General features: G+C 68.7%; 23 protein-coding genes and 1 pseudogene. 11 read left to right on the top strand and 13 right to left on the bottom strand.

The genetic code is table 11. The annotated features are described in order from the left end of the window. Positions 1–6 precede the first annotated feature (6 nt). The 3 genes from ACLJRL_RS35370 to eccB are packed head-to-tail and all read right to left on the bottom strand — an operon-like array spanning position 7 to position 2,821. The gene (locus tag ACLJRL_RS35370) at positions 7–663 is read right to left on the bottom strand and encodes a response regulator (protein WP_410660716.1); all 657 of its coding nucleotides are present in this window, start codon (positions 661–663) and stop codon (positions 7–9) included. Beyond that, positions 660–1,382 (bottom strand): response regulator transcription factor, encoded by a 723-nt coding sequence (locus ACLJRL_RS35365; RefSeq protein ID WP_410660715.1) that lies wholly within the window; start codon positions 1,380–1,382, stop codon positions 660–662. The genes ACLJRL_RS35370 and ACLJRL_RS35365 overlap by 4 nt, the downstream gene beginning before the upstream one ends. A 14-nt stretch (positions 1,383–1,396) precedes the next feature. After that, a complete protein-coding gene (gene eccB / locus ACLJRL_RS35360; RefSeq protein ID WP_410660714.1) occupies positions 1,397–2,821 on the bottom strand; it encodes a type VII secretion protein EccB in 1,425 nt (474 codons plus the stop codon). 161 nt (positions 2,822–2,982) lie between these two features. Here eccB and ACLJRL_RS35355 point away from each other — a divergent pair, with 161 nt between their 5' ends. After that, a complete protein-coding gene (locus ACLJRL_RS35355) occupies positions 2,983–4,041 on the top strand; it encodes a type VII secretion protein EccE (protein ID WP_410660796.1) in 1,059 nt (352 codons plus the stop codon). Between the two features lie 75 nt (positions 4,042–4,116). Here the strand turns inward: ACLJRL_RS35355 and eccD are convergent, their stop codons facing one another. From eccD to ACLJRL_RS35325, 6 genes are read right to left on the bottom strand one after another with little or no spacing between them, the layout of a single operon-like run. Next, on the bottom strand, positions 4,117–5,493 hold the full coding sequence (gene eccD, locus ACLJRL_RS35350) for a type VII secretion integral membrane protein EccD (RefSeq protein ID WP_410660713.1): 1,377 nt from the start codon (positions 5,491–5,493) through the stop codon (positions 4,117–4,119). After that, on the bottom strand, positions 5,490–5,819 hold the full coding sequence (locus ACLJRL_RS35345; protein WP_410660712.1) for a YbaB/EbfC family nucleoid-associated protein: 330 nt from the start codon (positions 5,817–5,819) through the stop codon (positions 5,490–5,492). Before ACLJRL_RS35345 ends, eccD begins: the two co-directional genes overlap by 4 nt. Next, positions 5,816–6,334, bottom strand: coding sequence for a hypothetical protein (locus ACLJRL_RS35340; protein ID WP_410660711.1), 519 nt, complete (start codon positions 6,332–6,334; stop codon positions 5,816–5,818). The genes ACLJRL_RS35345 and ACLJRL_RS35340 overlap by 4 nt, the downstream gene beginning before the upstream one ends. A 5-nt stretch (positions 6,335–6,339) precedes the next feature. Further along, a complete protein-coding gene (locus ACLJRL_RS35335; protein ID WP_410660795.1) occupies positions 6,340–7,689 on the bottom strand; it encodes a WXG100 family type VII secretion target in 1,350 nt (449 codons plus the stop codon). A 17-nt stretch (positions 7,690–7,706) separates the two neighbouring features. Continuing rightward, on the bottom strand, positions 7,707–8,765 hold the full coding sequence (locus tag ACLJRL_RS35330; protein ID WP_410660710.1) for a WXG100 family type VII secretion target: 1,059 nt from the start codon (positions 8,763–8,765) through the stop codon (positions 7,707–7,709). A gap of 20 nt (positions 8,766–8,785) precedes the next feature. After that, positions 8,786–9,562 (bottom strand): WXG100 family type VII secretion target, encoded by a 777-nt coding sequence (locus tag ACLJRL_RS35325; protein WP_410660709.1) that lies wholly within the window; start codon positions 9,560–9,562, stop codon positions 8,786–8,788. 156 nt (positions 9,563–9,718) lie between these two features. Here ACLJRL_RS35325 and eccCa point away from each other — a divergent pair, with 156 nt between their 5' ends. Both eccCa and ACLJRL_RS35315 read left to right on the top strand, forming a co-directional pair. Further along, on the top strand, positions 9,719–13,660 hold the full coding sequence (eccCa, locus tag ACLJRL_RS35320) for a type VII secretion protein EccCa (protein WP_410660708.1): 3,942 nt from the start codon (positions 9,719–9,721) through the stop codon (positions 13,658–13,660). Between the two features lie 136 nt (positions 13,661–13,796). Next, positions 13,797–13,939: pseudogene (locus ACLJRL_RS35315) on the top strand (transposase); the annotation flags it as partial. Between the two features lie 66 nt (positions 13,940–14,005). Here ACLJRL_RS35315 and ACLJRL_RS35310 read toward each other — a convergent pair. Continuing rightward, complete coding sequence (locus ACLJRL_RS35310) at positions 14,006–14,896, bottom strand: IS982 family transposase (protein WP_410660707.1); 891 nt, start codon at positions 14,894–14,896, stop codon at positions 14,006–14,008. A gap of 299 nt (positions 14,897–15,195) precedes the next feature. Between ACLJRL_RS35310 and ACLJRL_RS35305 the strand changes: the two genes are divergently transcribed. After that, the gene (locus ACLJRL_RS35305) at positions 15,196–16,233 is read left to right on the top strand and encodes a DUF222 domain-containing protein (protein ID WP_410660794.1); all 1,038 of its coding nucleotides are present in this window, start codon (positions 15,196–15,198) and stop codon (positions 16,231–16,233) included. A gap of 82 nt (positions 16,234–16,315) precedes the next feature. Here the strand turns inward: ACLJRL_RS35305 and cpt are convergent, their stop codons facing one another. Continuing rightward, the gene (gene cpt, locus ACLJRL_RS35300) at positions 16,316–16,840 is read right to left on the bottom strand and encodes a chloramphenicol phosphotransferase CPT (RefSeq protein ID WP_410660706.1); all 525 of its coding nucleotides are present in this window, start codon (positions 16,838–16,840) and stop codon (positions 16,316–16,318) included. Positions 16,841–17,050: 210 nt separating this feature from the next. Between cpt and ACLJRL_RS35295 the strand changes: the two genes are divergently transcribed. Continuing rightward, a complete protein-coding gene (locus tag ACLJRL_RS35295) occupies positions 17,051–17,749 on the top strand; it encodes a S1 family peptidase (RefSeq protein ID WP_410660705.1) in 699 nt (232 codons plus the stop codon). Positions 17,750–17,802: 53 nt separating this feature from the next. Here the strand turns inward: ACLJRL_RS35295 and ACLJRL_RS35290 are convergent, their stop codons facing one another. Further along, positions 17,803–18,273 carry a hypothetical protein gene (locus ACLJRL_RS35290; RefSeq protein ID WP_410660704.1) on the bottom strand — a complete coding sequence of 157 codons (471 nt, stop codon included), beginning with the start codon at positions 18,271–18,273 and terminating at the stop codon, positions 17,803–17,805. A 207-nt stretch (positions 18,274–18,480) separates the two neighbouring features. After that, on the bottom strand, positions 18,481–19,434 hold the full coding sequence (locus ACLJRL_RS35285) for a hypothetical protein (protein WP_410660793.1): 954 nt from the start codon (positions 19,432–19,434) through the stop codon (positions 18,481–18,483). Between the two features lie 229 nt (positions 19,435–19,663). Between ACLJRL_RS35285 and ACLJRL_RS35280 the strand changes: the two genes are divergently transcribed. The 6 genes from ACLJRL_RS35280 (at position 19,664) to ACLJRL_RS35255 (ending at position 23,933) form a co-directional block, all read left to right on the top strand. After that, positions 19,664–20,005 (top strand): WXG100 family type VII secretion target, encoded by a 342-nt coding sequence (locus ACLJRL_RS35280; RefSeq protein WP_410660703.1) that lies wholly within the window; start codon positions 19,664–19,666, stop codon positions 20,003–20,005. Positions 20,006–20,023: 18 nt separating this feature from the next. Beyond that, positions 20,024–20,326 (top strand): hypothetical protein, encoded by a 303-nt coding sequence (locus ACLJRL_RS35275; RefSeq protein WP_410660702.1) that lies wholly within the window; start codon positions 20,024–20,026, stop codon positions 20,324–20,326. 111 nt (positions 20,327–20,437) lie between these two features. Beyond that, positions 20,438–20,851, top strand: a complete 414-nt coding sequence (locus ACLJRL_RS35270) for a hypothetical protein (RefSeq protein ID WP_410660701.1) — start codon at positions 20,438–20,440, stop codon at positions 20,849–20,851. Then, entirely contained in the window at positions 20,848–22,149 is a 1,302-nt protein-coding gene (locus tag ACLJRL_RS35265; RefSeq protein WP_410660700.1) for a WXG100 family type VII secretion target, read from the top strand. Before ACLJRL_RS35270 ends, ACLJRL_RS35265 begins: the two co-directional genes overlap by 4 nt. Before the next feature lie 37 nt (positions 22,150–22,186). Next, a complete protein-coding gene (locus tag ACLJRL_RS35260) occupies positions 22,187–23,533 on the top strand; it encodes an alpha/beta hydrolase (RefSeq protein ID WP_410660699.1) in 1,347 nt (448 codons plus the stop codon). Between the two features lie 22 nt (positions 23,534–23,555). Continuing rightward, on the top strand, positions 23,556–23,933 hold the full coding sequence (locus ACLJRL_RS35255; RefSeq protein ID WP_410660698.1) for a hypothetical protein: 378 nt from the start codon (positions 23,556–23,558) through the stop codon (positions 23,931–23,933). Positions 23,934–23,978 lie beyond the last annotated feature (45 nt).

The following is a 23,978-nucleotide window of genomic DNA, read 5'->3' as shown; positions in this document are numbered from 1 at the left end:
AGCGCCCTAACGCAACAGCCCTTCGCGGATCGCGACCCGCACGAAACCCGCCCGGCGCCGTTCCCCGGTCTTGTCCCGGATCCGGTCGAGATAGGACCGCACGGTCCGCACGCTGATGTTGAGGATCTCCGCCACGTCGACGTCGCGTTCGCCGGCCGCGACCAGCCGCAGGACCTGCTTCTCCCGTTCGGACAGGACGATCTTCGGCCCCGCGTGCCGATCTTCGCTGTCCTGGATGATCATTCCGGCGAGCGTCGGCGACACGTACGCGTTGTCGTCGGCGATCGTGCGGATGGCGCGCAGGAGTTCGTCGCCGTCGACGTCCTTGGACAGGAAGCCCTTCGCCCCGGCCTGCATCGCGCCCAGTACCTCGGGCTGTTCGGCGTGCGCGGAGACCACGAGCACCTTGTGCCCCATCTGCCCCACTTCGAGCACGGCGGCGGCGTCCTGGACCCCGCGCAGTTTGAGGTCGAGGACGACGACACTGCCCGGAGGCTGCTCCTGCACGGCGAACCGCGCGACCGAATCGGCGACGGCGCCCAGTTCGATGTCCGGCGCTTCGGTGAGGACACGCGCGACGGCGTCCCGGTACAGCGGATGATCTTCGATCACCCCGACGTTGATCGGGATGCTGCGTTTCGGCTGCTGCTCGTCTGCGTTCACCGGCGTCCTTCGAATCCGCCCGCGTCATCGCGGGGCGCGACCGGCCGCGAGGGGCCGGGCACCTCCGGCGGCGACGCGAGCCCGAGCTGGATGGCCTTGCGGACCAGGCCGGCCCGCCTTCTTTCCCCGAGTTTGTCACGGATCCGGTCCAGATAACCACGAACCGTCCGCACCCCGATACCGAGGATCCGGGCGATGTCGACGTCCCGTTCGCCGGCCGCGACCAGCCGCAGCACCTGCTTCTCCCGCGCCGAGAGCGCGACGTCCGGCGCCGGCATGGGACGGTCGACGTTGTCCTTGATGATCATCCCCGCCACCACCGCCGAGACATACGCCCGGCCTTGCGCGACCGTGTTGATCGCGATCAGCAACTCGTCGACATCGACGTCCTTGGAGAGGAATCCCTTGGCACCGGCCGCGATCGCGCCGAGCACCTGTTCGGACTCCGCCTGCGCGGACACCACCAGCACGTGATGCCCCAGTTCGCACACCTGGAGCACGGCGGCGGGACCGGCGATCCCCGGCAACCCGAGGTCGAGCAGCACCACGCTGCCGGGCGGCTGCCGGTGGACATGGAACCGGGCGACCGAATCGACCACGGCACCCAGTTCGATCCCTTCGGCCTCGGTGAGCACCCGCACCATGGCATGGCGATACAACGGGTGGTCCTCGATCACCGCGACGTTGACCCGGTCGGTCATCGGTCTGCTCTCAGTCATCTGCACCGTTCCGCTCACCCCGTCCCACCCACCGCGGACACCGTGCGACCGGCGAGGGCCGGATCCAGCGCGGGCCCCCGCGGCACCAGTGCCAGCAACCCATTCGGAACCGGTTGCCGTTCAGCTTGGCCGTAACCGAGGGAAGCGAGTGCCTCAGTGCTCGCCACCGGATATTTCAGCCCTGTGTCGGTCACGACGTAAACCGTTCCGGAACCCGATTCCGCCACCACCGCACCTCCTGACGGAGGCACGAAAACCTCGTCGGCGACCAGCGCGTCCGTCCGCGCCGTCACCGGGATCGCCTTCGCACCTTGCGGCAACGGGACCTGTGCGGAGATAACGATTCGAGAACCCTGTGCGCACAGGGTCACGGACTGTCCGGTAACGGGCGCTTTTCGCGGAATACGGTCCGGATAGTCCGCCGGATCGGCTCCGCCCGCTCGCGGCGAGCCGACCTTGGGCACCGCCGCGACATCGGCGGCGCGCACCGCGACGGGCGCCGGAACGCCGCTGTAGGCGCCCGCGTTCTCCGGCGTGTTGATCAGCAGGCTCGCCTCGGTCTGGCCGATCGGCTGGAGCCCTTCGGCACGGACGAGGTAGTACGAAGTCGCGTCGCCGGGCGACGCCATCGCGTCGATGACGCCGAGCACTGAACCGACTTTCGTCGGGGTACCGCCGACGCGAGGGCCGGCCCGCCCGGCGTCCTCGACCGCGTTGTAGGCCAGATCGCGTCCGGCCGCGACGGTGCCGATCCAGCGCGACGAGACCGCGATCGCGGGATAGGTGTCGAACTGCAGCGCCGTGGCGGCGTCCGAGGTGAGCTTGTAGCGGCGCCCCGCCGTCACGAGATAGCGATCGCCATCGGGGACGCGGACCACGACGGCCTGATCCTTCGGGAGATCGACACCGGAAGCGGGAGCGCCGAGCAGCACGGTGGTCGCCGGTTCGGCCGACGCGGGCGCGTCCTGCGTCGTCCGCGAACAACTGGTCCATTGCGTACTCACCAGCGCCTTGGCGGCAGGCAGCGAGTCGGGGGCGCCGGGGATACCGACCTGGGAACCGCGCGGCGCCTTCGCGAGCTTGTCCGAGGGGACGGTCACAGTGGCCTCACCGTTTCCTCCGGCCAGCAACCGAGCGGAGGCGTAGTTGAGGACGGGATGCAGCGCGCCGTCCTGGCCGAGGATGTACCGGCCGCCCGTGTCCTCTTCGACGATCACCTTGCCGCCGGCGAGCCAGTCCTTACCGCCGGAGGGATTGAGCAGGCCGATCACGCCGAACACGGCGGTGATCAGCAGTGCGACGCCGAAGCCGAGCAAGGTTCCGAGGACCAGCCTGCGGCTCGGGGCGACAGGATGGTTGGCGTCGGCCGAGACCAGTGCCGAAACCAGCCTCCTGCGAAGGAATTGGTAGGCCTGGATCTGGTCCCGCTGCGTCCACACGCTCCCGTCCCCCGCCGTTCGTCCCACCCTTGAAGAGAGTGCTCACGCTAGGTTCGCCGCCCGGTACACGGTGAGGGTATTTTTTACGCCCCTGCCGGGCGCGGGGCCCCACTACCGTCGGGTACGTGCACGGGAATTCCTTGTCGGTCGAGGCTCCGGCGGTGGGAACACCCCGCCCGGCCCCTGATCACGCCGCCGTCGCGGGTGCGGCGCCGCTGCACTGGCTGCTGCCCATCAGACCGCTGCAGGCGGCACTGTGGGAGATCGCCGCGATCGCCGTCCTGCTGGTGTTCACCGTCGACGGCGTTCCGCGGCCCGCGCAGATCACGATCACCGCCGTGGCCGCCGCGCTCGTGCTGACGACGTCTGTCCGCTTCGCCGGGCGCCACGCCGCGGGCTGGCTGCTCACCTGGGCCGGTTACCGCCTGCGGCGCCACGACACCCGGCGTGAGGTCCCCGATCCGCTGCACCGGCTCGCCGGCGCCGTCCGGGTGCGCCAGCACGTCGACCGCGCGGGCAACCGCTTCGGTGTCGCCGAGGTCGGCGACGGCTGGAGCGCCATCGTGCGGCTCACCCCGGGCGCCGTCACCCCGGACTCGGACACCCTCGCGGGCATCCTTCGTGACGCCTATCGGAACACCGGAATCCCGCTGTCCAGCGCGCAGCTGCTGACCTGGACAGTCCCTAATGGACAGTCGGTCCTGCGGGTCCGCTGGCTGACCGTGCGGTACCGCCCCGAGGACGCGCCGATCGCGGCGCTCGCCCGCGGCGGCGGCGAACTCGGCGCGCTGCGGAGCACCGCCTGCGCGGCGCTGTCGCTGATGGGATCGCTGGCCGAGGCCGGGTTCGAGAGCACCGTGCTCGAAGCCGGAGAGGTGGCCGAGGAACTGCGCGTCGCGCTCGGCAGCGGCCAGGACGCGCCGAAGGACGGCTGGCGTTCCTGGAACTGGGGTGGCGCGTCGCAGATCTGCTACCGGCCACGGTCGGAACGGGATCTCGCGCGGACACTGGACCTCTATGTCCCCGGATCGGCTTTCACGGCGACTTCTCTTACGCTGCACCGTTCCCCGGGCGGGCGTGAGCGATCCGAGGTGACCATCCGGGTCGGCGGGCGGCCGGGCGCGGAGACGGTGCGGCCCGGCGGGATCGCGGTGACCCCGCTGCACGGACGACACGCGGCGGCGGTCCGGCGGACCCTGCCGCTGGCACTGGAGGACTGAGGGGACGCTCCGTGGAGGACTCCTTACTTCTCTGAGGGTAGGGAAGGAGTCCTCCACGGACGTAAAACGGGACGGTCAGCCGCGGACGGCCTCGTAGACACCGGCGATCATGCCGACGAACGGCACCAGCGAGAGCAGCACCAGGAACTCGGTGATGTCCAGAGTCCGTGCCCAGTAAGGAGAACGCCGTCCCTTCGCGACCCGCGTCGCGTAGGTGAGGCAGACGGCCGCGGCCACGACGACGGCGCAGCCCGCGCCGAACACGAACGAACGCGGTCCGCTCGCCGCGAGCCAGAATCCCGCCGAGACCAGCGCGGCCGCACCGAAGCCGATGAGCACGAGCCGTTGCGAGCGGCCGGCGAACGCGCGAGACCGCAGCATCAGCGCCAGCCCGAGCAGAGCCGACAAGCCCGCTCCCCATGCTCCACCGGACGACGCCAGGACGACGGTCGCGGCGACCGCGGTGAGCCCGAGCGCGACGAGCAGCCCGGTCAGCAACGCCTGCGCGTACGACGTCCCGCCGACCATGTCCTCCCCGAGGGAAGGGTTGTCCTCGGCGCGGAACGCGTCCATGTCGTCGGGCACCCGGGGCAGCGGCAGCCTGCCGAGCCGCAGGGCCATCATCGGCGCCACCGCCGCCAGTGCGGTCGCCACGACGGCGACGACCGCCGCGGCAGAAACCGGGCGGACGTCCGCCAGCAGGACGATGGCGGTGGTGATCGCGCCGAGGCCGGCGGAAACGGTGACCGCGACGAACCACGGCAGCCGGTCCGCCACCGAAACGGCCGCGATCACGCCGTAGACGGTCACGACGGCGAGCCCGGCGGCGAGCGGTCCGGCGGACAGCGAGAACAGCGGATGCGGCGGCAGGATCGACATCCCGGCCAGCAGCGCGGCACCGACCCCGGCGAGAGCGCCGGCGGCACCGGCTTCCGCGTCGCCGTACGCCCGGCTCAGCGCGCCACCGCCGAGCACCAGGACCAGCGCGAGCAGCCCGGTCCCGATCGGCGCGAGCACACTGCCGGACGCGGCCGCCTGCACCAGCAGGCCACCGGCGAGCAGCAGCACCACCGACGCGACGATGCCCGCCTTGCGCGCCACCGACGGACCCCAGCGGCCGGCACCCGATTCGGCGACGCTGGCGATCGAGTCGACGACGTCGTCGAACAGCAACGGACCCCGCGGGCGTTCCCGCGGGGTCAGGTGCAGCACTTCGCCGTCGCGCACCTGGGCGGCGGCGACGGTCAGCCCGAGGGCGAGCGGAGCGCCGCCGAGCCGCGAGAGGACCCAGCCCGGATGCTCGGCCGACGCCTGCCCGGACGCGCCGGCGAGCCGGACGAGTTGCGGGACGAGTTCGGCGAACGTGCTCTGCTGCGGCAACGCCACGTCGACGCGTGCCCGCGGTGTCACCACCGTGACGCGCCGGGTGGAGCCCGCGATCGCGGCCGTCATGCTTCGATCGACTTGGCGGACTCGATGACCGGGGCGAACTTGGCGCTGCTGGCCTCGGCCAGCTTCTGCAGCCCGTTGTTGACCGCCTCCAGCACGATCTCCGAAAGGTTGCGCGCGTCGTACTGGCGCAGCGCGCGCGGGTCGATGTCGATCGAGGTGAACCGGCCGTCTCCGCGCAGCACGACGGTGACCTCGTTCTGCCGGGAGTGCGCCTTGACCTCCATCGCCTCGACCGAACGCTGGATGCGCTGCACCTCTTCGGTCTGCCTGCGGACCTGGTCCAGCAGTTCGTCCATATCCGGCACGGCGTAGGGGTCGGTGGTCACGAATTTTCTCCTTCATCCGCGGTGATATCCCGCCGGACGTGGACGCTGCCCACGAACCCGCGGAAGTCGTCACCGAGGCGGCGCGCCGCCTCGGGGGTGGCGGTGCAGGCGATCTCGAGGACCAGCCGCTCCGCCTGGCTCGCGCCCGGCACGGTCAGCTGCACCTGGGTCTGAACGAGGTCCTGCCCTTCGCCGGTGCGGATACGCAGCACCTGCGTCACACCGGGCGCGACCGGAGTCCCGATCACCTTGCGCCGCACCACTTCCAGCGCCGCCATGGTCCGGCCGAGCCGTTCGACGGCCTCGTCGGCGATGTCGGTGATCTCCGCCTCGTCCGGGCGCTGCCCGACGCTCAGGGTGATGTTCGGGGTGAAGTCCTCCGCCGGTTCGGAGTGCACGGCGACGAAAACCGCGCCCGCGGCACCGACGGACGCGGGATCGACGGGTACCCAGCCGTCGGGGATGTCGAATCCGAGCGGGAGGGAAACCCGGTCCTGACCCCTCGTTTCGCTCATTCCCGTCACCACGCGCCCACGTAGGAGATCGTGTCGTCCCACGCCTCGCCGACGGCGTCGGCCGCCTGGCCGGCCACATCGCTCACCGCGTCGACGGCCGCGCCGCCGTACTCGCCGACGGTGTCCGCGATCTTCGGCAGGTCGATGTCGATCTTCGCGCCGAGGCCGGCGCCGAGACCGAGCGCGAGGCCCGCCTTGAAGTTGACCTTGATGTGCCCGGCGTCGTAGACGGCCTGGCCGTCGAGCTGTGCGCCGAGTCCATATTGGAGGGTGCCGCTCGCGCCGACGCCGATGCCGGCCACGTCCGCCGCGAGCTCGCCTTCGACCTTGCCGCCGACGAAGGCGTTGGCGTGCAGGCCGACGCCGTGCGCGCCCGCCTGCAGCGAACCGTTCACCTCACCGCCGACGAACGCGGTCCCCTTGGCGCTGCCGGAGGCGACGCCCCATTCCTTCTTGCCTTCGGCCTCTTCCTTGAACGCGGCCAGTTCGGCGTGCCCGGACGCTTTGACGTCCCAGCCCTGCGAGGAGACCTTGGCGTCCCACCCCGGGGTGAGGCCGTCCTGCTCCTGCTTCCACTTGAGATAGGTGATCTCGGTGCTGTTCCAGGCTTTGTCACGCAGGCCGTCGGGCTTCGGCCTGCCGAACGGGGTGTCACCGGCGCGCGGGGCGCGAGTGCCTTCGAGGCCGTCCCAGGTGAGCTTCTTCCAGCCGGAATTGCCGAACCAGGAAGGGTGCGAACGCGGGCGCTTGCGGCCATCGAGTGTTTCGCCGTTGAGCCAGTACAACGGGCCGCGGCCCCCTTTGCCGAGTTCGTGCTCGATCCGGCCGACGCCGTCGGCCGGGAACAGCCGCGCCAGTTCGTCGCTCAGTTCGTTCGCGACCTCTTCGGCCGCCTGCGCGGCACTTTCGCCGAGCCGCCGGGCCGCGGAGATGAACGCGTTGACGGCACCGGCGTTCGCGGTCCGCGCCTGGCTCGTGAGCTGGGAGGCGTACTGGTCGAACTGCGCGAGGATCGAGTCCACACAGGACCGTGCGCCCTGCAGCGCCTGCGCGCCCGCTCGCAGGCGGGTGGACTGGTCGCTCAGTTTCGCGCCGAGCTCACCCAGTTCCTGACTCATTTTCCCGGCCGCGGTGGAGAACGCGGTGTAGGCGTCGCCCTCCCAAGACGCGTTCAGCGCCGTCGCCGCCTTGCCGATCTCCGACGCCTGGCCCGAAACCGTCGCGCCCCGCTCACCGCAGCGCTGGGCGGACGCGTTCAGCGCCGAGGGATCGCCGGTGACCCGCCGCTGGTACTCGACGACGAGCCGCCGGTAGTTCGACAGGATCGAACTGACGACGCCCGACGCGTCGACCACACCGCTTCCCGACACGGCTACCTGCCCTTCGCCGGTGAATCCGCGCCCGCATCAATGTCGATGTGCTGCTCGAAGTGCTTCCCGCCGTAGGTCATGTCGACGTCGATATCGATGTCCTGCCCGCCTGGCGCCTGCACGGTGGACTTACCGGTGTTCAGGTCGGTGGTGATGGTGACCGTGTTGCCGTTGCCCACGCCCGGCAGCGAGCCGTTGCCGCTCGCGCCGCCGCCCGCCGGTCTGTCCACCGGGATCCAGGAGTCGGCACCGCCCGGCCACGATCCCGGGGAACCGCCGCCCAGCGCGGGCGGACGGTACTGGGTGAACGGCGGCGCCTGACCGGGCACGTTCCCGGAACCACCCGAGCCGCTCCCGCCGCCGGCACCGCCCGCACCACCGCCGGAACCGCCGACCGCGGCCTGCCCGTCCGGGCTGGCGACCGGAGGCGGCGCCTGCGGATTGGTGACGGGCGTACCGGCCACCGCGCCGTTGCCCGCCGAACCGTTGCCGGAGTCGTTGTGCCCGAACAGCTTCTGGACCTCGCCGATGATGGTGGCGATCTGGGTGATCTGGTTGGCGAGGTCGACGACGCCCACTGCCTTCAGCAGCGCGCCGATCGCGGTGATGAACGCGCGCAGCGAAGCACTGGTGGCGGTGGAAAGCGCGACGGCGGCGCCGTAGGTCCACGGATTCGACATCAGGCCGGCGACCGTCGGGTTGACCGCCGAGACCACCGCCTTGTAGGCCGTCTGGGCGGTCTTGACCAGCGTCCCGGCGATGCCGAGCAGCTCGGCGCCCTTCTGCACGACCTGGATGATCTTGGTCAGCGAGTTCAGCGAGTCGGTGATCTTCTTCATCGCGGAATCCGACGCGGCGCCGGACCAGATCTTGCCCAGCTGCTCGGCGGCCTTGGTCACCTCGTTGTACATGGTGAGGAACTCGTTGGCCTTCTTGAGCACTTCGAGCACGTGCTTCGCGATCTGCTCCGGCTGCCCGGTGACGATCTGCGGAAGGACGGTGATCGGCCCGCCCGAGGACGCTGTCGCGTCCATCGCGCTGGAATTGGGGTAAGTCAGCATGTCGCTCCTCAGGCCGGAAGTCAGACGGACGCCGGGCGGTACACGCTGACCTTCGCCAGGCCGTTGATGTCCGCGTCGACGAGTCCGTGGTTGTAGAGCTGCCCGCCTTCTCCGGCGATGGCGATGATGGGCTTGTTGTCGGAGAACAGGAGCGGTTCGACCACGACGACGTCGCCGCTGTGCACCCCGCCGGGCACGTCACCGAAGTTGCGGGCGGTACCGGCGTAGACCTCGATGACGCCGACGCGCGCCTGGTTGTCGGCGTCACCGGCCAGCCAGTCGTTGAAGTCCGAGACACCGTGGAACCGGGTGTCGGTGATCGGGTGGTCACCGAGCTGCCCCAGCTGCGCGCCCCCCAGGTAGCGCAGGATGTTCCCGACCGACGACGGCTCGCCGTTCACGCCGGCGCTGTCGTTGATCGCCAGTGTCGCCAGCTCGGAAGCGTGCGAGTTCCCCCAGATCGACGACGCCGATCCGGCACCGCCGCCCGGGCGTCCGCCGAAACCGCCCGCGACCGCCTCGTCTGCGGCCTGGTAGGCGTCGGCGCTGCTCTTGATGAAGCCGTTGATCTGCTGCAGCAGTTGCAGCAGGGTGCGGACCGCGACCACCTGCTGGCTCTGCATGGCGGTGTTCGCCGCCGCCACCGCGCTGCCGAAGGTGGCGAACGACATCGGCTGCAGGACGGTGCGTTCGAGGTCGGCGACGACGTTGATGCCCTGCATCACGATGCCGCCCAGGTTCCCGACCGCCGAGCGCATGGCCTCGGGCTCCGCCCGGTACTCGCCCGTGCCGACCATGGTTCTCCTTCTCTCGTTCCCCCACGTCATCTGCGTTGACCTGCAGCGTAGGTTCGGCACTCGGCGTGAGCGGACGGCAAAAGTACCCACCGCAGGGACGGCACGAGTAGCCAGAATGATCGGCAGGATTACCCACAAGCGGCCAGAAAGACCCTGATGAGCGCCACTCGCGACCGACTGCCGGCACTGGGCGAGCAACCCGGTGAAATCGTCCTGCAGTCCCCGCCGATGCTGCCGAAGGGCTCCTCCGGCGGAGCCATGCAGCTGTTGATGTTCATGCCGATGATGCTGGGCATGGGCGCCATGTCGTTCGTCTACATCGGACGCGACGGCGGGGTGATGACCTACATCTTCGGCGCGTTGTTCCTCACCGCGATGGTGGGCATGGTGGTGATGTCGCTCGGCCGCGGCGGTGCGGCGAAGAAGGCGCAGATCAACGAGGAACGCCGGGACTACCAGCGGTATCTGACCGGTCTGCGCGGCCAGGTCCGGGACATCGCGGACAGCCAGCGCGCGGCGATGGCGGCGTTACAGCCCGACCCGGCGGACCTGTGGGCGTATGTGGAGTCAGGGAAGCTGTGGGATCGCCGCCGGTCCGACTCGCAGTTCGCGCAGGTCCGCGTCGGGACGGGGCCGCAGCGGCTCGCGACGCCGTTGAAGGCACCGCAGACCGTGCCGCTGGAAGACCTCGACCCGGTCTGCTCGACGAACCTCAAGCACTTCATCCGGACCTACTCGACCGTCGACGGGCTTCCGGTCGCGGTCTCGCTGCGGTCGTTCGCGCAGCTCTCGCTGTCCGGCCGTCGTCCCGACACGCTCGGGACGGCGCGGGCGCTGCTGACCCAGCTCGCGACCTTCCACTCGCCCGCCGACCTGCGGATCGCGCTGTGTGTGAAGAACGACCGGCTGCACGACTGGGAATGGGCGAAGTGGCTGCCGCACGTCGCCTCCACCGCGGCCGACGCGGCAGGCCCTCGACGTCTGGTGGACGCCGACGCCGGGAAGCTCGCCGACCTGCTCGGCGCCGACCTCGGCGACCGGCCCGTGTTCAGCAGGCGACCGGATTCCCGGATCGAGCAGCCGCATATCGTCGTGATCGTGGACGGCGGGCACACCCTCGGTGACACGCGGCTGGTGACCGAGGAGGGCAGGCTCGGCGTCACGGTGGTGGAAGTCGGCTCGGAGCAGCCACGATCGGTGTCGTCCGAACGGCTCCTGAGCCTGCACCTGAGCCCGGAGCAACTCGGGATGGTCGTCGGCGACGGCACCGAACAGCACCTGGGTTTCCTCGGCGCACCGGACACTTTGGATCGCGGGGCCGCCGAAGCGCTGGCGCGGATGCTGACGCCACTTTTCCAGGGCACGGCCGTGGTCAGCGACGCGCCGATGTCGGCGACGTTCGGGCTGGCCGGGCTGCTCGGCATCGGCGACCCGCGCGACACCGACACCTCGGTCACCTGGGCGCCTCGATCGGCCCGGGACCGGCTGCGGATCCCGCTGGGCATCAACCCCGACGGCCGGCCTGTCGACCTGGACCTCAAGGAGTCGGCCGAAGGCGGGATGGGCCCGCACGGGCTGGTCATCGGCGCGACCGGGTCCGGCAAGAGCGAACTGCTGCGGACGCTGGTCACCGCGCTCGCCGTCACGCATTCCTCGGAGAAGCTCAACCTCGCGCTGATCGACTTCAAGGGAGGTGCGACCTTCGCCGGGATGACCGGGCTGCCGCACACCTGCGCCGTCATCACGAACCTCTCGGACGACCTCGCGCTGGTCGACCGCATGGCGGACGCGCTGAACGGCGAACTGTTGCGGCGTCAGGAACTCCTGCACGCGGCGGGGAACTACGCCTCGGTGCGGGACTACGAAAAGGCGAGGGAATCCGGCGTCGCTCTGCGGCCCATGCCGTCGCTGCTGGTGATCATCGACGAATTCAGTGAACTGCTCTCGTCCCGGCCGGAGTTCATCGACCTGTTCGTCGCGATCGGGCGGCTGGGGCGGAGTCTCGGGATCCACCTGCTGCTGGCGTCGCAACGGCTGGAGGAGGGACGGCTGCGCGGCCTGGATTCCCATCTGTCGTACCGGATCGGCCTGCGGACGTTCTCCGCGTCGGAAAGCCGGGCCGTGCTGGGGGTGGCGGACGCCTATCAGCTGCCACCCGTCCCGGGTTCGGCGTATCTGAAGTCCGACAACGACACCCTGATCCGGCTCAAGGCCGCCTACGTCTCGGGCGAGCTGCCGCCGCGCAGCAAGATCGTGCGCAAGGACGGCCGAAGTCTCGGCCTGATGCCGTTCACGCTGGCGCCGGTGGAGATCCCGGTGACCGTCGAGGCGGAGGAGCCGGTCGAAAAGGGGACCGGGGAAACGATCATCGGTGCGATGATCTCGCGGCTCGAAGGCCAAGGCCCTGAAGCGCACCAGATCTGGCTGCCGCCGCTGGCGGAACCGCCCACCCTCGACCAGTTGCTGCCACCGCTCGGCGAGGATCCCGACCGCGGGCTGTGCCCGCTCGGATGGGGCGGCAACGGCAAGCTGATGATCCCGGTCGCCTTGGTGGACAAGCCTTTCGAGCAGCGGCGCGACATGCTGTGGGCCGATTTCGCCGGTGCCGCCGGGCACGCGCTGATCGTCGGGGCGCCGCAGAGCGGCAAGAGCACGCTGATGCGCGACATCGCCGCGATGCTCGCGCTGACACATACGCCGGAAGAGGTCCAGCTGTTCGTCCTGGACATGGGCGGTGGCGCGCTGGCCCCGATCGCCGGGCTGCCCCACGTGTCCGGCTACGCCACCCGTCGCGACGCTCAGCGTTGCCGCCGGGTCGTCGCGGAACTGACGACACTGCTCGAACAGCGCGAGGAGTTCTTCTCCGCCAACGGGATCGAGTCGATCACCACGTTCCGCCAGCGGCGTAAGGAATTCCAGGAGAGCACGGAGGGCCGTGAATTCGGCGACGTCTTCCTGTTCGTGGACAACTGGACCACGATCCGCCAGGAATACGAGCAGCTCGAAGAACAGATCACCAGCCTGGCGTCGCGCGGGCTCGGCTTCGGCATCCACGTCGTCGTCTCGATCAACCAGTGGATGGGAATGCGGGCGCCGCTGCGCGATGCCATCGGCACCAAATTCGAGCTGCGGCTGGGTGAACCGGCGGATTCCCTGATCGACCGCAAAATCGCGCAGAACGTGCCCGCCGACAAGCCCGGCCGCGGTCTGACGGCGGACAAGCTGCACTTCCTCGCGGCGCTCCCCCGCATCGATTCCGACCAGCGTCCGGAGACGGCGGGCGCGGGCGGCCTCGATCTGAACCGGCGGATTTCCGCTGCCTGGAAGGGAAAGTCGGCACCTGCCGTGCGACTGCTGCCGCCCGAGGTCCCGCTGGATTCACTGGCCGCGGGGCCACGCAAGCAGATCACCCTCGGTATCGCGGAATCGAACCTGCGGCCGGTGTACCTCGATTTCGCCACGGAGCCGCATTTCGTGGCCTTCGGCGACGTCGAATCGGGCAAGAGTTCGCTCCTGCGTGCCATCGCACAGGGAATCACTTCGGCCTATTCCCCCGACGAGGCCGCGATCGTGGTCGCCGACTACCGGCGCGGGCTGCTGGGCGCCGTGCCGCAGTCGCATCTCCTCGGCTATGCCGGGGCAGAGGGCGCGCTGAACGGGCTGATCGAGCAATGCCAGCAGGCCATGCGGAACCGGCTTCCCGGGCCGGACATCACACCGGAACAGTTGCGCAACCGGTCGTGGTGGAAGGGGCCGGAACTGTTCGTGCTCGTCGACGACTACGAAATGGTCGCGACGGTCGGGCGGAATCCGCTGCTGCCACTGCTGGAGTTCCTGCCGCAGGCTCGGGACATCGGGCTGCATCTCGTTGTCGTACGCGGGAGCGGCGGGGCCGGGCGGTCGCTGTTCGAGCCCGTGCTGCAACGGATTCGCGAGCTGGGGTCGCCGGGGCTCGTGATGTCCGGGTCGCGAGAGGAAGGTGCGTTGCTCGGCGACGTCAAGCCGGGACCGCAGCCGGCGGGGCGGGGTGTGCTGGTTTCGCGGCGGCATGGGACGGGGCTGGTTCAGGTGGCTTGGACGAAACCTGTCGAGGATTGAGGTTCGGCGGGGCGGCCTGATTCCGACCCAAGAGAACTGAGCTCGCGGGCGAACCATCCTTGGGCTCAGATGGTCAGTGCACCGGCTGAGATAATGACCGCTTGGGTAGCGAAGGGGTGTCTCGTGTCGCGTGGTGTGGCAACGCGGCAGCAATGAGAACACCAATGGATTGCTGCGCCAATACTCCCCAAGGGAACCGACCTATCCGGATATTCGCAGGACGAGCTCGATGCCATCGCCTACGAGCTCAACGACAGTCCGCGGCAGACGCTGGGATGACTTAAGCCGATCGAAGCGTTCAGCAAAGTGTTGCTAGACTAGATGAGTGATTCCGTGAAGTTGGTGTTAGTGGTCGTAGGCGGTGAGTGATCGTTTGCTGGTCTGGTCGGTGGTCCAGTTGTGCCAGATGGCGGTGGCCATGGCCAGCAGGCGCTGGGCGACTCGGGTGAAGACGCCGTGCGGGGTGCGTCCGCCGTGGGTTTCGAGGTCGAGTTGGCCTTTCAACGTCTGGTTGACCGACTCGATTCTCTGGCGGACGCCGCCGAGGTTGCCGTTGCGGTAGGTCTCGTCTTTGCGGTCCGGGCGCAGCAGATGAAGTCCCATCGTTTCGGTCAGCTTCTTGAAGGCTTTCCCGGCGAAACCTTTGTCGGCCAACAGAGTTTGGCCGTTCCGGATGAGATGCTGGTTGTCTTTGAGCAAAGCTTCCAGTACCTCGCGTTCTCCGAGTTTCGGCGTGGCGAGGCACCACATGATCGGCATCCCGTCGCCGGCGCAGACAAGGTACAGCTTCAGCCCCCAGTACAACCGGGAATGCGACGCACAGTATCCGTAACCGGCGTGTCCGGCCAGATCCGAGCGTTTCACCGTTTCCCGCGACATCCCGCACGGTACCGGGGTGGCGTCGGTGATCCAGAGGTCGTCGAACCATGAGGGACAGCACGCGGCCACCGTGAGGATTGCCTTGCGCAGCAACGGTTGAGCAGCTTTCAGCCGCTTGTGATAGCCGGACTGGCCCAGCATCGCGGGAAACATCACGCGCCACCCGGGATCGGCGTGGATATGCCGGATCCAGCGTCGCTCACTGCCGTAGCGCTGCAGCACCTGCGCCACAGCCATCGTGATCAGCTCACTGTCAGTAAGCTCCGGCCGCCGACCCCGGCCCACCCGGGGTGACACGACATGGTCATCGACCAACACGTACAGTGCGGTCAAGAGGGTGTCCAACTCATTCGTCACAGTTTGATCTTGGACACCCTCTTCTCATGCCCGCACAACAGGCCCCTTCACACGACCTTCACGGAATCACTCATCTAGAGGTGGTGCACTCACCAGTTGAAACCATCCTCGCAATAAACTGGCAATCGAACACTAGTTCGATTATAATCATTGTCATGAACCTCAAGCTCGTTTACCAAACTCAGGCCGCGCGTTTCCTTGAAGCCTCGTTCGCCGAGGAGTTGGTGCTTCGGCAGGCGCAGGGTCGCCAGGTGCGTGCGTTAGCGGAGTTCGCTGGAATCGGCGGGTCGCGAAGATCGGTGACCGAGGAAGTCGCTTTGCGCTTCTCGGTCTCTCGTAATCAAGCGTTCCTGCTGCTCGAAATCTCCTGTGCTCTGGTGTCGCGGTTGCCGAAGACGTTGGCGGCGTTGGACTGTGGCGTCATCGACCTGTTCAAGGCATCCAAGGTCACCCAGTTGACCAGGGAGGTGTCCGACGAGGTCGCGGGGCTGGTTGATGAGCACATGTCGTCTCGTCTGGCCGATCGGGATCCGGGGGCGATTCGCAGTTCGGTCGATTGGGCGGTCAAGAAGTACGACCCCGACGGCTATCGCGACCGAGCCAAGAAGAAACGCGCATTGCGGCATGTGTCCCTGCAGCATGAGGGCGAGACCATGTCCACCCTCTCCGGGTATCTCCCCTCCGAAGTCGCCAGTTCCGTTTATGCCTCGCTGGATCGCGGGGCACATACTCGGCGGGACAACGACAAGTCCAAAACGTTGGATCAGCACCGTGCCGATCTGTTCGCCGAACGTCTCCTCGCCGAAGACCGCCACGGCAAACCGAAGGCCCACATCCACGTCTACGTCGACTTCCTGACCCTCATCAGCGCCCGCAACGACCCGGCGTTCCTCGCCGGATACGGGCACATCCCCGACTGGCTCGTCCGCGAGATCGCCTCCGATCCCGAGTCGACCTGGTCGCGGCTGATCACCGACCCCACCACCGGGCAACTCCTCGAAGCCGGTGCCGACAAATACCGATCACCAGCATCGCTCGCTCGGTTGATCAAGGCGCGGGATCGGGAATGCACCCAGCCTGGATGTCATCGTCCGGCGGAGTTCTCCGAGATCGATCACATCGTCACCTGGGCGCAGGACGGAAAGACCAACCACCACAACTGCCACGGCTACTGCAAAATCCACAACCTGCTCCGCAACGAACCCGGCTGGTCCGCAGAGCCGACCGGGAACGGCGGCATGACGATCACGACTCCCAGCGGCCACACCTACACAACAACACCCGAGCCGCTTCACGACCCACGACCCGAACCCGACGAAGAGCCACCGCCCTTCTGATCCGGGTGCCGCCAAACCGTGGTCCCGCAGCCGTTTGTGGTTGCGGGACGGCAGAAACACGCCCAGGCCCGAACCCCCGACGTCACTCGACCCGCGCAGCGATCTCCCGCGCACAGACCAAAGCCTCCCGCTCAGTCGTATCCACCTCAAGGTCGTAGGCCACACCCCGATGCACGACGTCCGCCTGCGCCTCGGCCATCCCCGCGACCCGATCCCCGCGCGCCATCTCGCGCCCGGCGGCGACAGCACCGTCGCAGCGGACACCGACCCACAGCACCTCGAGCCCGTTCAGCGCGTCCCGCCACCGCTGTTGTGACGCCGCACCACCCAGAAAGGCGTCGTCGATGACGACCCGCGCGCCCGCCCGCACCATGGCCGCGACACCGGTCATCCAGGCGTCCTCGAGCCGCTGGAAGCCGGAGCCGACACTCACCCCGCCGTCCGGCGCGAACTCGATCCCTTCGGCCACGCCGGCCGGTATCGCGTCGATCAGTGTGTCCACGCCGAGGGTGAGCCACGGCTCCGGCAATACCGCCTGCAGGCATCGGGCGATCCCGGATTTACCCGAACTGGACCCACCGTTGAGCACGATCACCCGCGTCGTCATCTGACCACAGTAGAGCGCACGAACCGGATACAACGGACGTCCACACCCGACTGTCCCGGAGGAACCCCGACCCGGACGGCCCAATACTTTCCTCGGAACGCTTACCGACTTCGGTAGGTTACAAAAGTCCTTACCGCGCCCTAACTTGGTGAAACCGTTTCAAGTCGAAACGATCTCCCCGACGCAGGCCGAAGGGCGTATTCAATGCGTATGTCCAAGATTGTCGCAGCGGTGGGCGTTACCGCCGCCGCGCTGACCATCGCGTCCACCCCCGCCGCGAACGCGGGCCAGGACATCATCGGTGGCGGCACCGTGAGCTCCGCGCCGTGGGGCGCCCAGATCTACTGGGACGACGCCACCGCGTTCGGCGGTTTCAACTGCTCCGGCACGATCATCGCCCCGCAGTGGGTCCTCACCGCGAAGCACTGCCTGAACGCGCCCGGCATGCACGTGAAGGTCGGAAACGTCACCCTCAACCAGGGCACCGAGGCCGACGTCGACCAGCAGAAAGCCGCCCCCAGCGGCGACATCGCGCTGCTGCACCTCACGACCGCGGTCAGCACGACGTACATGAAGCTCGGCACCGCGAACCCGGCCAACGGCTCGACCAACCAGATCTACGGCTGGGGCCGCACCCAGGGCAACAACCCGCCGTCGAGCACGTTGAAGACGGCCAACGTCAAGATCACCGGGACCAGCAGCGACGCGTACGGCGGCCAGGCCATCGCGAGCGTCGGCGTCAACGGTTCGGCGTGGCACGGAGACTCGGGCGGCCCGCAGCTGTCCGGCGGCGTCCAGGTCGGGGTCTGCTCGACGGGCAGCAACTCCGGAACGAACCCGCAGGGCACGCAGAACTACTCGAGTGTCGCGGCCAGCCGCAGCTGGATCCGCACCACCGCGGGAGTCTGACCGAAAAGGAAGGGGCCGTTCAGAACCGAACGGCCCTTTCCTCGTGCCTCAGATCAAGCGCATTTCGACTTCGGGTCGATCATCGACACCGAGCCGACCTTGCCGCCGTCGGCGGTCGTGAACTCGTAGACCCAGCCCGGCTTACCCTCGACGGGCACCTGGAACCGGCCGTTGTCGCCGACCTTCATTCCCTTGGCGTCGTAGAACGTCTTGAGGTCGTTCAGCGACGAACCGGCGCCGACACCTTCGGCCGTCTTGGCGTCCGCCGGAGCCGCGAGCTCACGCAGCCCGCCCTTGCCGAAGGAGGCACCACCGGCGGCCATGAAAGCCTTGTCCCGGACCTCCCGTTTGGTCGCCAGGTCCGCCGAAGCCTGTGCCGCGTCCGCGAACACCTTCGTGTCCTTGGCGCTCTTCTCGGCCGAGTCGGCGTACTCCTGCGCGGACGCGTTGGGGCCCGGTTCCTTGTCGGGATGGGCCGAAAGCTCGTCCGCCTGCTTGTTCAGGTCCTTGGCCTTGGCCTTCATCCGGGCCGGGTCGGGTGCCGGTCCGCCGGTATAGGAGAAATCGGTACAACCGTCCAAAGTGGACGTCGGAGTCGCGGCGAGCTTCCCGCGCGTCTGCCGGAGAGCCGCCCGTTACCTGCCTGATTCACATCTACCCCCTTCATCGCACCGGAAACTATCCGATCCCGAAGGAAGTCCCGAGTGGATTTCGGGGAGGTACGGTGAAGATCACGTCAGCTGGTGCATCGGCCGCGGAACCCGCAGCGAAAGCACCGAACCTGCGGCCACGACGGCGATGATCCCGGCGCCCGTGAGCAGCGTCCAGAAGTCCGGGTGCACGATGGACTGCCCTCGCTGCGCCTGCCAAGTGAGCAGCGCCAGCAGCCCGGCGAAGCCCACCGAGACGGTCCGGACCAGATTCCGCCGGACGAACTCCGATTCGAGCACCGAATGACGCCGGGCGAGCATCAGGAGTCCGAAGGCGACCAGCGGAAGCACCTGGATCGCGTGGATCCCGACGAAATGCGGGATCCGCAGGTCCCCGCCCACGGTGCTCCAGCCGAGCACCGGCAGCCCCGGGCCACCGTCGGGCACTCCGACCGCGTGGGCGCCGACGATCGACGGCTTCACGCCCGATTGGTACTGGGCCATCTGCTGCTCGTTCGGGCCGAACATCAGCATCGCGACGCCGATCCCCACCACCGACAGCGCGGCACCCGCGCGTAACGCGGAGTTCATCGCCCGGTCGGGAAGTCGTTGGAACAGCAGCAGAATCGCGATCGCGGCGGTCGCTCCCCAGCCGGTGAAGGCGCCGTTCGCGACCATGTTGTTGATCCACTGGTCGGCGGGGGTCTCCCGGTTGAAGTGGAGGGTCCGGCCGCGGCCGATGAGCTGCCAGAACAGCAGCGCCATGTCCAGGCCGAGGCCGACCGCGAACACCGTGCCGAGCCACCAGCCGAGCCGGCGGCCGCGGGTCAGCTGCCCGATCAGCCAAGCCAGCGTGACCGCGTAGAGGCCCACGGAAATCGTGAACTTGAGGGGTTTGAGCCAGATCGGCGCGTTGACGAGGCTGCGATCATCGAAAAGGAGGCCGCCGAGCGCGATCGCGCCCAGCACCGCCATCGCCGCCGCCAAGATCATCAACGGGCGGTGCAGTACCGTCCCGGAACCCTTGTCCACCATGGGATCGAGCGTGCCGGGGTCACCCCTGGAGGGCACTGGCGTACTCCCCCGGATCGATGGTGGGGCAGACCCCACCATCGACCTGTGGGTAATAGTGCCGTCAGTGCAACCGGCAGTTGTGCCGTTTGACCACACCCCCTCCTTTTCTAGCGTGTCCTTCACAAGAGCAGACAGGGGCGCCCTGGTGCTCACCGGGATTTCCAGCGAGATGAGAGGAGGTGACCCATCGATGACAGGCACGGGATATCAGGCAGACGCGGCCGCGATGGTGCGCGCCGTCCAAGGGTTCGAGGAAACCGCGTCGAACGCCAAGACGACGATGGCCAGCTTGGAGAGCGAGCTGACCCAGACCCTGCACAACTACAAGGGTGACCAGGCGGTCGCGTTCTGGGACCTGCAGCGCCGTCTGCAGGAGAAGATGACGGTCGCCGTCAACGAGCTCAACACGATGTCGCGCCTCGTCCACGAAAGCAACCGGAACTACAGCTCGGGTGACGAGCAGGTCCGGGAAAGCATGACCGGGGTCAGCGGAGTCGTCGACCAGACCGTGATCCACCGGCTCAACCCCTGATCCGCGAGAGGACCAATCATGGCTGACGTCGTCGAAATCAACTTCGCCGCGCTGCAGCACAGCTCGGCTTCGCTGGCCGCCAAGGCCAAGGCGCTCACCTCCCAGCTCGAACAGCTGCACACCAACCTGCAGCCGATCACCCAGACCTGGTACGCCTCCGGCAGCTCCGCCGGTGAGGCTGCCCGTGCGTCGGAATCACGTCTGCGCCAGGCGACCGCGGACATCGTCGCGATCATCGCGCAGTTCGGCGGCAAGGTCGGCGACGCCCACGACCTCCAGCACAGCCTGGAGAACCGGAACCAGGGTCTGTTCGCGGGCTGACCCCCGTATCCGTCGGCCGGCCGGTGCTTCATACCCCCCTCGGCACCGGCCGGCCGGCTTTGCGCGCAGCAGTCACGGGTGGCATGGCCGATCACGAGAGAGCCGGGATCAATGCAAGACCAGTCGTACTACGTCCATCTGGAATCCCTGAAGGACTTCGTGCGGGAACTGGAGACCCAGATCCACGCGATGTCCAAGCCGAACGACTTCCTGCTGACCCTGAGCGAACAGCCGCTGCTGTTCGGTGAATTCGGGGAAGCGGGTTCCCTCAACAAGGCGCACCAGGCCGCGGTCGCCGAGATGCAGGGCCTGCTGGACCAGGTCAAGGGCGCGATCACCTTCGCGCAGGACGTCACCACGACCGTCGCCGACGGTTACGCGGCGGCGGACGACTCCGTGGCAGGCGACATGAACCACTCCAGCCAGCAGACCGGGCTGCTCGATCCGCTGCTCAACGTGCTGGGCGGCGTGCTCGGGGGCAACGGCGGCAGCGGCGGCACTAACGGCGGGGGGACCAAGGGATGACCGACACCGCGCACACGAACTTCGCCGCGTACTCCCACCAGCAGCTCTACGCGATGCTGCAGGCGGGCGACCCCAACACGGCGCGCCACGCGGCCCACAAGTGGCAGTCCACCGGCGCCGGCCTGTTCGAACAGGCCGAGAACCTGACCGGTGAGCTTTCGGACTTCTCCGACAGCTGGACCGGCGGCGCCGCCGACAAGTACCACACGATGATCTCCGACCTCGTCGGCGGAATCCGCAAGGTCGCCCAGACCGCGCACGCGATGAACCACCTTCTCGAAGACGCGGCCGACGCGCTGGTGAAGGCCAAGAAGGAGATGCCGCCGCCGGTCGCGGTGCCGGACGTCTCCCCGGCCGACCTCGCGCTCGCGGTCAACCCGCCGCTCCTGCCGCCGGATTCCTCCCAGGCCACCGTCATCACGGCCGCGCAGCAGCGGCAGCAGGCGATCGCGAACGTCGAGGCACAGCAGCAGGCCGCGGGTGCGGCCAACGCGGCGCACGGCAAGGCGATCGTGGTGATGACCCAGCTCGCGGGTGAGTACAGCACGGCCGAGGAGTCCATTCCGGCCTCACCGAACGCCGTCACCCCGCCGCCGGTCACCGGTGGCGGGGCGGCCCCCGGCGCCGTGCCGCCCGTCGGCAACGGCGTCGGCGGCACGGACGGCGTGGGCGTGGCGCCGGGCGACAACACCCACCCGCTGCCCTCGGACGGCGTCACGCCGCCCACCGGGCAGCCCCAGCCCCCCAAATCGAACCCGTTGTTCGGCGACATGTTCACCGCCGGCCTCGCCGCGGCCTCGGCCGCCGCGTTCGGCCGGTTCGGCTCGATCATGCCGCGCGTGCCCGGGTGGGCCAACGGCAAGAACGCAGGTGACGGCAAGGGCAAAGACGGCGAGATCGTCGGCGGCGGCGCCGGAGCGGGTGCGACCGCGGGCGGGGCCGGCGGCGGCATCCCGATCGGCGGTGGCGGCGCGCCGTCGCTGGACGGCGGCGCGATCGGCGGCGGCGGGCTCTCCGGCCCCGGCGACGCACCGGCCGCGTTCTCCGGCCTGGCGGGCGACGGTTCGTCGGGCAACGCGATGAGCGGGCTGGCAGGCGGAGCCGCCGGTGCCGCGGGCGCGGCGGCGGCGAAGGGCGGGATGCCGATGATGCCCATGATGCCGATGGGCATGGGCGGTGGCGGCGACCTCGGCTCCGGCCGGCGGATCCCGCCGTGGCTCGTGGAGACCGAGAACGTCTGGGGTCAGTCGTCCCCGGTCGCTCCGGCCGTGCTCGGCGAAGAACCCGAACAGTACTGATTTCCCGGACACGGCAGAGGCAGGAGGCGGCTCGGTGATGGCATCCAGCGCGGGCGGTTACCGGGTCGCACCCGCCAGGCTCGACACGGCGGCGGCCGACCTCGAACAGCGCACCGGCACGCTCAAGACGGCACAGGCCGCGCTGGCCGGGGAGACCGTTCCCGCCGCCGCGTTCGGCCAGGTGTCCGCTTCGAACGCGGCTTCGGCGACGTTCACCAAGACGGTCAAGGATCTCTCCGGCAAACTCGACGGCCACGTCACCAAGGCGACGGTGATCCACAAAGGACTGACCGCGGCCGCGGGCGGGTACCGGCGCGCCGACGTCCAGGTCGCGGCCTCGTACCGGTCGCTGATGCCGGAAGAACCGTTGCCCAAGGCCGGGAACCCGGCGGGCATCGGCGGCGCCGGGGACACCGGGCGGTGGGCGGCGGCGATCGCCGAGAACCGCACCAAGGTCGGCGACGCGCTGACCTCCGAACGCGACCGTCTGCTGGCACTCCAAACGGGCGGCGGGAACGCCGACGACATCGCCGCCTCCCAGCGCCGGATCGCGCTGTACGAGGACATCCTCGCCAACGACCGGCAGATCCTGCGGTTCGACCCGTCGGGCAACGGCCGGATCGCCGAACTGGTCGGCCGGATCGAACCGGGCACCCGCAACGTCGGCCTGTTCGTTCCCGGGGTGAACACCTCGTTCGACAACTTCCAGAGCTACGCCGACCTCGGCAAGAGCCTGGTCGCCGCGGACGCCACCGGGCGGACCGCGATGGTGGTCTGGGCCGACGGCGTGTTCCCGCAGAACGTCGTCACCGAAGGACCGGCCGCGCATTACGCGCAGACGATGGCCCCCGATCTCAAGGCGTTCGGCGACGAACTGCGCGGCCAGATCGACGGCCACGCCGGTCCCGGCGTCATGGTCACAGCCGTCGGGCACAGCTACGGCGGCGCGACCGTGGGGCTCGCCGAACAGCTCGGGCTCCGCGCCGATCAGGTGCTGCACGTCGAATCCGCCGGGATGGGTCACGGCATCTGGGGCCCGGACGACCTCCCGCTCAGCCAAGCCGGCGTGCAGCGGTACTCGATGACGGCCCCCTTCGATCCGATCGTGGTCGCGCAGGGCAACGCGGGCCTGGTCGAATGGCTCGGCGCCGGGCACGGAGCGGACCCCGACCGCTTCCCCGGCGTCGTCGAACTGGAAACCGGCCGGGACGCGAACGGCGATCTGCAGTGGGGCCTCGATTCCCACAGTGGCGTTCTCAAACCGGGTTCCGATTCGTGGAACAACATCTACGGTGTCATCACCGGCGGCGCGGTCACCCAGGAAGGCTTCACGGGTGGGTCGCTGCGGGAGATGGTCGTAGAGGGTTCGGGACGAGGACTGTGAGTGACAAGGTGAGGAGTCGGTCATGATCACCAGGCACCCCGAACTCGACCCGCTGGCCGAGGATCTGACGGCCGTCATCGACGGCGTCGCGGCGACGTTCGGCTCCGCCACGGAACGCACCGTGGAAGGCGAACTCGACTGCGACCCGACTCAGCCGGGCAGGCTGGTCTGCTGGCAGTACGGCCTTCGCGTGGACAACGCGACCGACGCGGTCCGCAAGCTGGTCGAGATCGTCCTGCCCTCCCTGGAAGAACAGGGCTGGCGGACGCGCGACCGCAGCAACCCGCGGGAGCTGATCGCGCAGTTCAGCCGCGACGGCTCCGACTTCAACGTGCACGTTTCGCGCGCCGGCGACGGCGTGGCCATCGTGGGCTCGACGGCCTGCCTCTCCGTCCCCTGAACCCGGGGGTCGCAAAGTCCTCGTGAGCGGCAGGGGTGTCCCCCA

It is taken from the genome of Amycolatopsis sp. lyj-112 (assembly GCF_046549055.1).
Lineage (GTDB): Bacteria > Actinomycetota > Actinomycetes > Mycobacteriales > Pseudonocardiaceae > Amycolatopsis.
This window is presented reverse-complemented; position numbering and strand designations above follow the sequence as displayed.